This window comes from Hyphococcus sp., assembly GCF_965228385.1.
Taxonomy (GTDB): domain Bacteria; phylum Pseudomonadota; class Alphaproteobacteria; order Caulobacterales; family Parvularculaceae; genus Hyphococcus.
The window spans coordinates 823128-835935 of the sequence record NZ_OZ245810.1 but is presented as its reverse complement, the minus strand read 5'-3'; the positions used below and the strand labels follow the sequence as shown (position 1 = coordinate 835935).

11 protein-coding genes are annotated in these 12808 nt (G+C 53.1%); 7 read left to right on the top strand and 4 right to left on the bottom strand.

Annotated features, from left to right (window positions below; all coding sequences use genetic code 11):
• Position 1: 1 nt before the first annotated feature.
• A complete protein-coding gene (locus tag ACQK2Q_RS03840; RefSeq protein ID WP_425408429.1) occupies positions 2–1129 on the bottom strand; it encodes a CaiB/BaiF CoA transferase family protein in 1128 nt (375 codons plus the stop codon).
• A gap of 81 nt (positions 1130–1210) precedes the next feature.
• Positions 1211–2005, bottom strand: a complete 795-nt coding sequence (hutG, locus tag ACQK2Q_RS03835; RefSeq protein ID WP_425408428.1) for an N-formylglutamate deformylase — start codon at positions 2003–2005, stop codon at positions 1211–1213.
• Positions 2006–2088: 83 nt separating this feature from the next.
• Between hutG and ACQK2Q_RS03830 the strand changes: the two genes are divergently transcribed.
• The gene (locus tag ACQK2Q_RS03830; protein WP_425408427.1) at positions 2089–3456 is read left to right on the top strand and encodes a formimidoylglutamate deiminase; all 1368 of its coding nucleotides are present in this window, start codon (positions 2089–2091) and stop codon (positions 3454–3456) included.
• 49 nt (positions 3457–3505) lie between these two features.
• On the opposite strand, the gene ACQK2Q_RS03825 is transcribed toward ACQK2Q_RS03830, so the two are convergent.
• Both ACQK2Q_RS03825 and ACQK2Q_RS03820 read right to left on the bottom strand, forming a co-directional pair.
• On the bottom strand, positions 3506–4261 hold the full coding sequence (locus ACQK2Q_RS03825; protein ID WP_425408426.1) for a hypothetical protein: 756 nt from the start codon (positions 4259–4261) through the stop codon (positions 3506–3508).
• Between the two features lie 88 nt (positions 4262–4349).
• Positions 4350–5504 (bottom strand): acyl-CoA dehydrogenase family protein, encoded by a 1155-nt coding sequence (locus ACQK2Q_RS03820; protein ID WP_425408425.1) that lies wholly within the window; start codon positions 5502–5504, stop codon positions 4350–4352.
• Between the two features lie 122 nt (positions 5505–5626).
• Between ACQK2Q_RS03820 and ACQK2Q_RS03815 the strand changes: the two genes are divergently transcribed.
• Genes ACQK2Q_RS03815 through ACQK2Q_RS03790 form a run of 6 tightly spaced genes read left to right on the top strand, consistent with a single transcriptional unit; the run spans position 5627 to position 12794 of the window.
• Positions 5627–7240, top strand: coding sequence for an AMP-binding protein (locus ACQK2Q_RS03815; protein ID WP_425408424.1), 1614 nt, complete (start codon positions 5627–5629; stop codon positions 7238–7240).
• A gap of 12 nt (positions 7241–7252) precedes the next feature.
• On the top strand, positions 7253–7990 hold the full coding sequence (locus ACQK2Q_RS03810; RefSeq protein ID WP_425408423.1) for an SDR family NAD(P)-dependent oxidoreductase: 738 nt from the start codon (positions 7253–7255) through the stop codon (positions 7988–7990).
• Between the two features lie 29 nt (positions 7991–8019).
• Positions 8020–8829 (top strand): enoyl-CoA hydratase family protein, encoded by an 810-nt coding sequence (locus tag ACQK2Q_RS03805; RefSeq protein WP_425408422.1) that lies wholly within the window; start codon positions 8020–8022, stop codon positions 8827–8829.
• Entirely contained in the window at positions 8830–10011 is a 1182-nt protein-coding gene (locus ACQK2Q_RS03800; RefSeq protein WP_425408421.1) for an acyl-CoA dehydrogenase family protein, read from the top strand.
• Positions 10008–10406, top strand: coding sequence for a RidA family protein (locus tag ACQK2Q_RS03795; protein WP_425408420.1), 399 nt, complete (start codon positions 10008–10010; stop codon positions 10404–10406). Before ACQK2Q_RS03800 ends, ACQK2Q_RS03795 begins: the two co-directional genes overlap by 4 nt.
• 18 nt (positions 10407–10424) lie before the next feature.
• Complete coding sequence (locus ACQK2Q_RS03790) at positions 10425–12794, top strand: bifunctional salicylyl-CoA 5-hydroxylase/oxidoreductase (protein ID WP_425408419.1); 2370 nt, start codon at positions 10425–10427, stop codon at positions 12792–12794.
• Positions 12795–12808: the final 14 nt, after the last annotated feature.

Below are 12808 nucleotides of genomic sequence, written 5' to 3'. Positions count from 1 at the left end.
ATCAGATGATCACGCCGGCCTGGCGCAGCTTGTCTTCGTCTTCGCGCCTTCCAATCATCGATAAAATTTCTACAGCGTCAGCGCCGACATCCGGTGCCGGGGTTGGATGATCGTTTTTTGAATCTGAATAACGCGGCGCTGGACCTGGCTGCGTCACGCCGTCAACAGTGATAAACGCGCCACGGCTGACGTTATGCGGATGTAATGGCGCCTCTTCCATGGAAAGCACTGGCGCAAAACAGACATCCGTATTTTCCAAGAGCGCGCACCAGTCATCTCGTGTTTGTGTTTTGAATATCTCTGTCAATTTTTGCTTCAACAAATCCCATTTCGATTGATCAAGTTGAGCGTCGAACGCCTTATCCTCCGCGAGGTTGAGTTTTTCGCGAAGCAACGCATAAAATTGCGGCTCCAGCGCGCCGATTGAAATCCACTTTCCGTCTTTTGTCTCATAAGTATCGTAAAAATGCGCACCAGTATCCAGCAGGTTTACGCCGCGCTTGTCCCGCCATTGACCGGCTGCTTTGAGCCCATAAGTCATCGCTGTTAACAGCGCTGATCCGTCAGTCATGGCGCAATCTATCACCTGGCCCTTTGCACCGTTTTTAACGGCGAGAATTGCGCTGACCATACCGAATGCAAGCATCATTGCGCCGCCACCAAAGTCACCAAGGTAATTGACGGGGGGCGTTGGTTTGTCGTTCTTGCGCCCGCATCCGTGCAGCGCGCCGCTCAACGCTATGTAATTAATATCGTGACCAGCTGCGCTGGCGTACGGCCCGTTTTGTCCCCAGCCCGTCATGCGCCCATAGACGAGTTTGGGATTATCTTTATGCAGAATTTGCGGGCCCAGCCCCAGCCGCTCCATCACGCCTGGCCGATAGCCTTCAATCAAACCATCAGCAGTTTTGACAATCTCGCGGGCAAGCGCCGCACCTTCCGGTTTTTTTGTATCAATCGCAATGGATTTTCGAGATCGGGCTAACGGGTCACCGGGTAACATAAAACCGCCGGGACGATCAATCCGGATAACTTCGGCCCCATGATCGGCAAGCATCATGCCGCAAAAGGGACCGGGACCAATTCCGGTAAATTCAATTATGCGAACGCCTGCAAGGGGTCCCGTCATCACCCGCTCCTCATTGTATTATGGTCTGTTCAATATAAATGATTTCGAACGGACAAAAAATATCCCTGCACACTCGCAGATTCAAAGCAGACCGTGCAAAGCCATTTGTTCAATGTTTTGCAATATTATTTGCAGAAACGAGCGAAGGTGCGACGCTTTTGTCTCGTCATATTCAAATGGCGCGCACTCGGTTTTCAGATAATTCTGTTGCGCCAGCTCCATCTGCACCGCGTGAACGTTATTATCCGGCTCGCCATAATGACGTGTAGTCCATCCGCCGCGAAACCTGCCATTCACCACATGAGAATATCGTTTTTGACGCGCGCAAAGCATATCGATCGTTTCAGTCAGCGCTGCAGCGCAGGTCGCGCCGTTATTATCGCCGACATTGAGGTCCGGCAGGCGCCCATCAAACAGAAACGGAAGTTCCGAACGGATGGAATGACAATCATACAAAACGGCGACGCCATGAAGCGCCTTTACGCGTTCAATTTCCTCCGATAGCGCTGAATGATAAGGAGCATGAAATAAGCTGCGGCGCATCTCGATTTCATGTTCCGGCGGCGCTTCATTCCAGATCGGCGTATTCTCAAATGATACAAGCGGGACTAGCCCTGTCGTGTTCTGGCCAGGGTATAAAGATTTTCCGGACGGGTCGCGATTTGCGTCTATGACGTATCGATGAAACTCGGCGCGAACGACCGTCGCGTCATCAAGCAGTCCGTCATAAAGCCGGTCAACATGCCAGTCTGTATCAACACGTGCGCGGCCCCGGTCGTTCAATTTCATTTCTATATCGTGCGGAATGAATACGCCGCTATGCGGCTGCCCCAGAATAACAGGGCTACGCCCGCGAATGACTGTGACCGGTTTCATTCGATTTACTATCCCAAAGCTCGCATCTAAAAAGTATTACGTGATACTAAGGCATAAGACACAACGACAGGGAGCGGCAAGACGTGACGTATCAAATCATTCATGCGCAATGGATGCTTACGGATATGGGCTGGCGCGAAAACAGTCATCTTGTCGTAGACGCCAGCGGTTACATCGATAGCATTGGCGACGGCGCTTCGAATGGAGCAATCAATGTTGACGTCCTGCTTCCGGCGCCGGCTAATCTACACAGTCATAGTTTTCAGCGGGCTATGGCTGGTTTAACCGAACACCGCGGCTCCGCTCAAAACGATGACTTCTGGAGCTGGCGCGACGTGATGTACCGGTTTCTTGAAATACTGGGCCCGGAAGATATCGAAGCAATCGCCGCCCAGGTGCAGATGGAAATGCTGGAAGCTGGCTATGCCTCGGTCGGAGAATTTCATTATCTCCACCATCAACATGCCGGCGTTCAATACGATAATCCAGCCGAATTAAGTCTGCGCATTCTATCAGCAGCGATAGAGACGGGCATTGGCCTCACGCACCTGCCGGTGCTTTATATGCGAGGCGGTCTGGATGACCGTCAATTGCAAGGCGGACAGTTGCGGTTTGGCAATAGTTTAGAAAACTTTGCGCTTATCCATGAAAATATAAAAGCGGCGTTAAAAGCCTGTCCTGACGACTTCGTACTTGGCGTAGCGCCGCATTCCTTACGCGCGGTGGATCAAAAAGGGCTTTTCTTATCTGAAAAATTGGCCGGCGCCGCACCCCTTCATATACATATTGCGGAACAGACAAAAGAAATCGAAGAGGTGGAAGCAGCCTTGGGGGCCTGGCCGGTGCGCTGGCTATTGGACAATATCTCTGTAAACGAACGCTGGTGTCTGGTGCATGCAACGCACATGTCTCAAGGCGAAGTGTTTGAGCTTGCAAAATCCGACGCCATCGCCGGCCTGTGTCCAATTACGGAAGCAAATCTCGGCGACGGTGTTTTTAACGCACCTGATTATCTGGCGGCGGGCGGTAAGTACGGCGTCGGATCAGATTCCAACTTGCGCATTTCACTGTCTGAAGAATTGCGAATGCTGGAATACAGTCAGCGCCTTACACATAGAAGGCGCAATGTAATTGCTGATGCAACCCGATCCTGTGGTCGTTGTTTGTATGAGGATGCCGCAGCTGGCGGCGCACAGGCGCTGGGCCGCAAAAGCGGTCGCATTCAGGCTGGTTATTTGGCGGACCTGACGGCATTGAATGCTGCATATTTTTCGCCGCAAACGCACAGCGGTGACACCTTGCTGGATGAGTGGATATTCGCAAAAGATGATGAGAACGTATCGGACGTCTGGTCTGCCGGCCGCCATGTTGTGCGCGATGGCAAGCACGTCAAGCGCGACGCCGTCAAAAAACGGTTCGATAATATCATGAAGAAGCTTCGTGCAATGTAGACAGCAAAAATATGCGCGGACGATACGTTCTGGTCAGCAAGCTGATCGGCTATTGCGTTATGCCCTCGGCGCCGATCGCTTCCACAACCCGGTCAAGTTTCGCGAGGCCCCCGGCCGCACCATATCGCGCAGTGATGACAACATTACTATCCGTCTGTATTTCTGCTTCTAAAGATTCATACTCAAACCCTTCGGTATAAAGCGGGTTTGGCGCGCGATAAAATTTTCGGTTCTTGTTGAGGTTCGCCAGCTCGGAATCGATAACCCGTTGCGCAACGAATTCGAGCGGCAGATATCTGGATATGCCTTCTCGGTCGTCTACAGAAAAGGCGCCAAGCCGCGCCTGCAATTTTCCATTTTCGATATAAGGGTCAAGGGTAACATCAATGCGCCCGGCTTCTCGCGCCATGCGACGCGGTTCCCCTCTCCCGCGAAGACCGCAATTCCAGAGCTCATATTCCAGCTCCAAAACAAAACGGATGGAATCGCCCGGAAACGAGATTTCCGGATCTCCGGCGCCCCATCGTTCACCACAACGGTCTTGATGCGTTGCAATCCAGTTCTCCAGATCCTGTTCCGTTTGCTCAATGAATTTTGTAACGTCAGTGACAAGCGCCAGACTGATTTGATTTGTCTGCGGCGTATCTGCGTATAATGCGATATCAGCAACAACCCAGCGTCCGCCTAAATTGACGTTTGTGGCGTCATTGTAAACTTCAGTGTAACCTGCAGGAGCTTGGACAAATGCCGAGAGAAACAGCATACTTGCTATTGCACTTATAACGGTCAGTTTGTTCATACGCATGAAAACACTCCTGTTCGGTAATTTCATCCTATCCTGAACTTATTAGGGAGACAATCAGTCGGATAACCCGACATAATTTATTAGCTTGCTATTGAGAGGAAAACTTTTTTATCGTTTCGCGTGCAACAATAAGTTGCTGAATTTGCGATGTGCCTTCATAGATTCGGAAAAGCCGGACATCGCGGTATAAGCGTTCCACGGCGTAGTCCGACATATAGCCTGCGCCGCCGTGTACCTGAACAGCCCGGTCGGCCACACGGCCCGCCATTTCGGATGCAAAGAGTTTTGTCGCCGCTACGTCAAGCACAACGCGTTCACCTGCGTCGCGACGGCGCGCCGTCTCAAGGACAAGGGCCCTGGCGGCGAGCATTTCCGTCTGACTATCCGCAATCATCGCCTGAACTAATTGAAAGTCCGAAACTTGCTGGCCGAATTGTTTTCTGTTCGTCGTGAATGAAACCATTTCCTCGATTAACCGGTCCGCTACGCCGACACAAAGCGCTGAAATATGCAAACGGCCCTTGTCGAGCACCTTCATCGCCGTGCGGAAACCATTGCCTTCAACGCCGCCGAGCAAGGCGCCTTTCGGGACCCGGCAATCGTCAAAAATAATATCGCAAGTCGTGGTGCCATGCTGACCCATCTTTTTATCCGGCTTGCCAAGTTTAATGCCCGGATTGTCAGCGTTGATAAGAAAACAGGAAATCGAATCGGCTTTTCTCTCCGGCGCAGTTCGCGCCATCACGGTGTATAGTTGAGCGCGCGGCGCATTGGTGATGTAACGTTTAACGCCATTTAGAATATAGTCGTCACCATCCTTATCGGCTCTGGTTTGCACCGCGATAGCGTCGGACCCGACATCCGGTTCCGTCAATGCAAATGAGCCGACAATCTCGCCGGAGGCGAGCTTTGGCAGATATAGCTGCTTTTGTTCATCCGTACCGCCAAACACGATGGCCTGCGAACCGATACCGAGATTTGTGCCGAAAACGGACCGGAATGCAGGCGAAGTTCGTCCCATTTCAAAAACAAACCGGCACTCTTCCTCCATATTCAGGCCGAGACCGCCATAGTCTTCACCGATGGTCAATCCAAACAATCCAAGATCGCGCATTTCACTGACGATTTCGGACGGCATGGAATCGGTGCGATCAACCTCTTCTTCGAGTGGACGTAATCGATTCTCCACAAACCGCTTTACTGTTGACAGCAACAACTCAAAACTGTCCGGATCCATGCTCATTTGCTTGCCTTTCGCGGTTGACGTGGCCGAAAGTTCGGGCTCTCGAAAATCGTTTGAGAACATGCCATTGTTCATACGAAGTTTGGTTCCCGGTCAATCTTTTCGCAACGCACAATGATAATATGAATATTCCCCGAACGGCACATGAGGATAGCTTCGTTCGCGACAATATCCCCGAACCGGCGCTACAGCCGACATTCCTGTTCGATCGCCCTGAACTTAAATTCCCCGAGCGGTTAAATGCTTCCATATTGTTAGATCGCGCCGTCGCCGCCGGCCATGGCGATAAAGACGCAGTTTTATGGAATAACGGGCGCTGGAGTTATAACGATCTCCTGATGCGGGCGTGTCAAATCGCCGACTTCCTGAAAACGCAAGCGGGTTTCGTCCCCGGCAACAGGGTTATGATCCACGGGCTGAATTCAGCAATGCTTTTGGCTATCTGGTGGGGCGTTGTGCGCGCCGGAGGCGTTGCTGTAACTACAATGCCGCTACTACGACCCTCCGAATTGCTGACCATTATCAATAAAGCCGAAATAAGCCATGCATTCGTTGATAGCCGGCTCGCGGACGACTATGACAGCGCCGCTGAAAAGTCGGCGTTTATTCGCGCTACGGAATATTACAACGATGGCGGCGCGTTGGAAACAAGACTTAAGGCGTTGAGGAGCTTTGTTGAACCTGCGCCCACCGCAAGCGATGATCCGGCCCTAATCGCATTTACATCCGGCACAACAGGCATGCCGAAGGGTTGCGTTCATTTTCATCGCGACATTCTTGCCATGGCTGAAACGTTTTCTCGCCATACGGTACAACCGAAATCCGATGATGTGTTTTGCGCGACGCCGCCTTTTGCATTCACTTTTGGCCTCGGCGCCTCTGTCGTATTTCCAGCCGCCTGCGGCGCCGCGAGCGCTATAACAAGCGGACCCGGGGTTGAACCATTGCTTGAAGCGCTTGAACGTCATCGCGTAACGACCCTCTTTACCGCGCCCACTGCATATCGCGGGATGTTGAGCCTGCCCTCTTCGCATTTCGCCAATCTGCATACATGCGTTTCCGCCGGAGAACATTTGCCGCGGGCAATTTCAGAAGGCTGGCATGAACTTACGGATATACGCCTGATCGACGGCATCGGCGCTACAGAGATGATTCATATTTTTATTTCAGCATCCGGCGCCGCCGTCAGACCGGGCTCTACAGGACAGGTTGTGCCGGGATATGCTGCACAGATTGTAGATGAAAATATGAATATTGTTCCTGACGGAGAAATCGGCCGCCTTGCCGTGCGCGGCCCCACAGGCTGCCGCTACCTCGCGGATAAAAGGCAAACAGATTATGTCAAAGAAGGCTGGAATCTCACAGGAGATCTGTTCCGGAAGGATGAAGACGGCTATTTCTGGTATGTCTCTCGCAGCGACGACATGATCATTTCGTCAGGGTATAATATCGCCGCGCCAGAAGTTGAAAACGCCTTGCTGTCTCATCCAGATATCGAAGAAACCGCCGTTGTCGGCGTCGCCGATGAAAAACGAGGTCAGATTTGCAAAGCATTTATTGTTCTTGCCAATGACTGCGATAATGTCGCTGCGAAGACACGGGAATTACAAGAGCATGTCAAATGCCTGATAGCGCCCTACAAATATCCGCGGGAAATTGAATTTGTAAAAGAGCTGCCAAAAACGCATACGGGAAAATTGCAGAGATACAAATTGAAAGATCAATCAACGGCATAATCTGTGAACCGAATGAACACGCAAAAAAAACATATCTTTATAACGGGGGGCGGTTCCGGCATCGGCCTTGCTGTGGCGCGCGCTTTCGCCGGCGCCGGGCATGACGTCACCATTAGCGGGCGTAATGAAAATCGTTTGAAGGATACAGGATTTTCCTATGCAATCATGGACGTTACAGATGAAAATGCTGTTGCTGAGACTGCGGCGACGATAAAACCCGTTGATATACTCATCGCGAACGCCGGCATCGCGGCAACGGCGCCGTTCGTGAAGACTTCGCTTCAAGACTGGAACGCCGTCCTTGCCGCCAATCTCACAGGCGTATTTTTATGCGCGCGCGCTTTTGCGCCCGCAATGGTCGAAAATAACTGGGGACGGATTATTGCGATCGCATCCACCGCTTCTATAAAGCCATATCATTATTCCAGCGCCTATGTCGCATCCAAACACGGTGTCCTTGGTCTTATCAAAACACTCGCGCTTGAGCTCGCCAAAACCGGGGTCACGGCAAATGCGATCTGCCCGGGCTTTACGGACACGCCGATGTTTGAACAATCCGTCAGCAGGATTACCGGGAAAACAGATCGCACGTCAGAGGAAGCCGCCGCATTGCTGTTAAAAGACCAGCCCATGAGCCGCCTTGTCGATCCGGCTGAAATCGCTGAAACGGCCCTTTGGCTTGCCAGTAACGCGGCGCGCACGATTAACGGCCAGGCCATCGCCATCGACGGCGGCGAAACAATGCGATGAGATAGAACCAGCATGCATAAAGGCGCACAATGAATCCTGAAAATTTTTCTCCGAAACATTTCCTCTGGTCATACAAAGATAGCGTTGCGCGCGTGGCGCTCAATCGTCCTGAGCGCAAAAACCCCCTCACATTTGAATCCTATGCAGAACTGCGCGACATGTTTCGTGCTCTTGTGTATACGCAAGACGTCAAGGCGATTGTCTTTGGCAGTGAAGGCGGTAATTTTTGCTCTGGCGGCGATGTTCACGATATCATCGGACCACTGACTGAGAAGAATATGGCGGGTCTTCTCGACTTTACACGCATGACCGGCGATCTCGTCAAAGCCATGAGAAATTGTCCGCAGCCAATAATCGCCGCCGTTGACGGGGTCAGCGTTGGCGCCGGCGCCATTATCTCCATGGCGTCTGATATTCGTTACGCTGCGCCGGACGCCAAGACTGCATTTTTATTCAACCGCGTGGGGCTGGCGGGGTGCGATATGGGCGCATGCGCCATGCTGCCGCGTATAATCGGTCAGGGCCGCGCCAGTGAGCTATTATTTTTCGGGCGCAGTTTCAGCGCGCAGGAAGGGCTGGACTGGGGGTTCTTTAACGCTGTTCTGCCGGTAGACGAGCTGGAAGCGCACGCCATGAAAATGGCCGCAAAGCTGGCGAGCGGACCGACGTTCGCCAACGGCATTACCAAGAACCAGCTGAACATGGAATGGAGCATGAGTATTGATATGGCGATTGAAGCGGAAGCGCAGGCGCAGGCGATCTGTATGCAAACGAAAGACTTTCACCGCGCTTATAATGCGTTCATCGCAAAGGAAAAACCTGTCTTTGAGGGTGATTAGATGGCCGACTGCGATTTTCTCGACTGGCCATTCTTCGAAGCGTTTCATCGAGAGCTCGCAATTGAACTCGATGCATGGTCCGCCGCAACCCTTCCAGCCATTATTGATGCGCCTGGCGCCCACGAAAATGTTGACGATACATGCCGCAAGCTTGTCAGCGCGCTTGGAGAAGGCGGCTGGCTTAAATATTGCGCGCCCGCGTCTTACGGCGGCGCACGAGAGACACTGGACGTGCGGTCGCTCGCCCTGATCCGTGAAACCCTGGCGCGTCATTCCGGTCTCGCCGACTTTGCCTTCGCCATGCAGGGACTTGGTTCCGGCGCCATCAGTCTTTTCGGTTCGGAAGACCTCAAAGCCGCGTATCTTCCAAGAGTTGTTACCGGAGAAAAAATCGCCGCTTTCGCCTTGTCCGAACCCGACGCAGGGTCGGACGCTGCCGCAATGAGCATGACATTGCGTCCTACCACAGACGGATATGCAGCCGACGGCGAAAAAACATGGATTTCAAACGGCGGTATCGCGGATTTTTATACGCTCTTTGCACGCACCGGCGAGGGCGCGCGCGGCGTCACGGCCGTCGTCATAGATGCTGACAACCCCGGTTTGTCTATCGCGGAACGCATAGACGTTATCGCCCCTCATCCGCTGGCGCGGCTTAATTTTGAGGGAGCGCAAATTCCCGCTTCCGCGCGCATTGGCGCGGAAGGCGAAGGATTTAAAATCGCGCTGGCGACTCTCGATGTCTTCCGTACAACCGTCGGCGCAGCAGCACTCGGGCTCGCCCGGCGCGCGCTTGACGAAGCGACGGACCGCGCGGTGAACCGGGAAATGTTCGGCTCCACACTTGCCAACATGCCGATCGCGCAGGAACGCCTCGCTGAAATGGCGCTTGATATCGATGCATCTGCATTGCTGATTTACCGCTCCGCCTGGATCAAAGATGTGCAAAAGCGCCGCGTTACTAAAGAAGCGGCTATGGCGAAGCTTTATGCAACCGATCGCGCACAGACAGTCATCGATAAAGCGGTGCAGATGTTTGGCGGGCTTGGCGTAAAAAAGGGCGTCAAAGTAGAAGAGCTTTATCGCGACATCCGGGCCTTGCGGATCTATGAAGGCGCGTCGGAAGTGCAAAAGCTCGTCATCGCACGACAAATTCTGAAAAAGCCCAAGGAGATGACATGAGACGGGTCTTGCAACCGAAAGGCTGGCCGCGCCCAAAGGGCTATGCAAACGGCGTCTCCGCAGAAGGTCGCATGGTGTTCACCGCAGGTGTGGTCGGCTGGAACGCGAAAGAAGAATTCGTAGAAGAAACCCTGGCCGGGCAATTTCGTCAGGCGCTTTCAAACATCAAGGCAATACTGAAGGAAGGCGGCGCGCGGCCTGAGCATATTGTGAGAATGACCTGTTATGTGTCGTCCTGTACGGAATACAGCAGTAGCCTCACAGAGATCGGCGCCGCGTGGCGCGATATCTTTGGCAAGGTCTTTCCCTGCATGTCTGTAATAGAAGTGTCGAGGTTCGTAGAGCCAAAAGCGAAGATTGAAATTGAAACCACGGCGGTCGTTCCTCATGAATGATGCGGGGGTGGCGGCTTCATGAAAATTACTGTTATCGGCGGGGGACCCGGCGGACTCTATTTCGCCCTGCTTACAAAAAAGCGATTGCCCGATTGCGACATCGACGTTTATGAGCAAAACCGCGCCGACGATACGTTCGGTTTTGGCGTGGTTTTTTCTGACGAAACACTTGATGAATTTTTGAGCGCAGATCCTGAATCCTATGACGCAATCAGAGATAATTTCGCTTACTGGACGGATATCGCCGTTGAACACAAGGGCGCGCGAACGATTGTCGGCGGTAACGGCTTTGCCGGCTGTTCGCGCAAAACGCTGCTGCAGCTTTTACAAAACCGCTGCGCTGCGCTCGGGGTCGGGCTACATTTTTCTGAAAGAGTTTCGCCTGAAATAATAGAAGAAAGATTTTCAGATTCAGACGTTATTGTCGTTGCGGAAGGCGTGAACAGTCCCATTCGGGAAAAATACGCTGAGGAATTTGGCGCTAACGCCGCCGAGACGCGAAACAAGTTCTGCTGGATGGGATCAGAACGCCCGCTCGACGCTTTCACTTTCTTTTTCCGGAAAACAGCGCATGGGCTATTTTGCGCCCATACGTACCAATATGAGCAAGGGCGCTCCACATGGGTTATCGAGACAACGCCTGAATGCTGGGCGGCAAGCGGACTTGATCGCATGGATGAAACTGAAAGCGCGCGGTTTCTTGAAAAGGTATTTAAAGAAGATCTGCAGGGCCATCACTTTATCACCAACAAATCCCTATGGCGGAATTTTCCGACGATCACCTGCGCCAAGTGGAGCTACAACAATATGGTGCTGTTGGGCGATGCGAAAGCAACGGCGCATTGGTCAATCGGGTCCGGAACAAAACTCGCTATGGAATGCGCATCTGCGCTCTCGGACGCCATTGTCGACTATGCGCCCGCCGCTGGCGCAGCCTTCGCAGTGTATGAGAAAGAACGCCGTACGCCTGTGGAAATAACGCAGCACAACGCGCAAGTTTCATTGCGATGGTTTGAAGATATGGATCTTCATTGGAGTAAAGCGCGGTATGAGTTTGTGTTTTCGCTCATGTCGCGCGCGAAGTCTCTCACTTGGGATAACATCAAACTCCGCGATAATGATTTCCTCAATAAGGTTGAGACGGAATTCTACGATCGATACGAACTGAATGGCGGTCCGTCGGTGCGGTCAGGTCGCCCTACGCCGATGTTCACGCCTTTTACCTTGCGCGGTATGACGGTTGCAAACCGCGTTGCGGTTGCGCCCATGGCGCAATATTCCGCCATGGACGGCGATATTACCGATTGGCATGAATCTCATTACACAAATTTTGCACGCGGCGGCGCTGGTCTCGTATTCGTGGAAATGACCTGCCCAACCCCAGATGCGCGTATTACGCCCGGCTGCACGGGGCTGTGGAGCGACCGGCAAGAGCAAGACTGGAAACGCATTGTCGATTTTACGCACACATCGACGCCCGCAAAACTTGCTTTGCAATTAGGCCATGCGGGCCGGAAGGGCGCAACGAAGACGCCTCAAGCTGATGAAAAACACCGCATGGATATACCGCTGGAAGACGGCGCCTGGCCGATTTATTCGGCGTCGCCGCTTCCCTATTTTGACGGCGTCTCCCGGACGCCCGTCGAAATGGATCGCGCAAAAATGGACGCCGTGATTGAAGACTTTGTTGCTGCGGCCAAACGCGGCGCGCGAGCCGGTTTTGACATGCTGGAACTGCATTGCGCGCATGGCTATTTATTGGCGAGTTTTCTTTCGCCGGTGACAAACCACAGACGGGATAAATATGGCGGAGGGGCGCTTGCCCGCGCACGCTACCCGCTTGAAGTTTTCGAAGCGCTGCGCGCCGTCTGGCCGGAAGACCGCCCTATGTCCGTGCGCCTTTCCTCAAGCGACTGGGTCGAAGGCGGCATGACGCTCGATGATCTGCAGATCATCGCGCAGGCCTTCAAGGACGCCGGCGTTGATATTATCCACGCCTCCTCCGGACAGACGGCGCCCTGGCAGAAGCCGGTTTACGGACGCATGTGGCAAACCCCTTTTGCTGAATTCATCAAACAAACGGTTGGCATACCGACGATTGCCGTCGGCGATATAACACTGCCCGAGCAAATCAACATGATTATTGCGGCGTCACGCGCCGACCTTTGCGCCCTTGGACGGCCGCATCTCAATCACCCGTTTTTTACGAGAGCCGCCGCCGGCCATTACGGCGTAAAAGAAATCGCCGGGCGCCCGCTTGGGTGGCCGGAGCCGCTAAAGTCCGGCGAATACCAGCTTTACCGGGAAGCGGAAAAAGTAAATGAAAAGGCCCTGGAACAGGCGAGAAAAGCGCGCCCCAACCGTCGTCACTATACAAGGGCCGAATAGAGATAAGGGCTGAA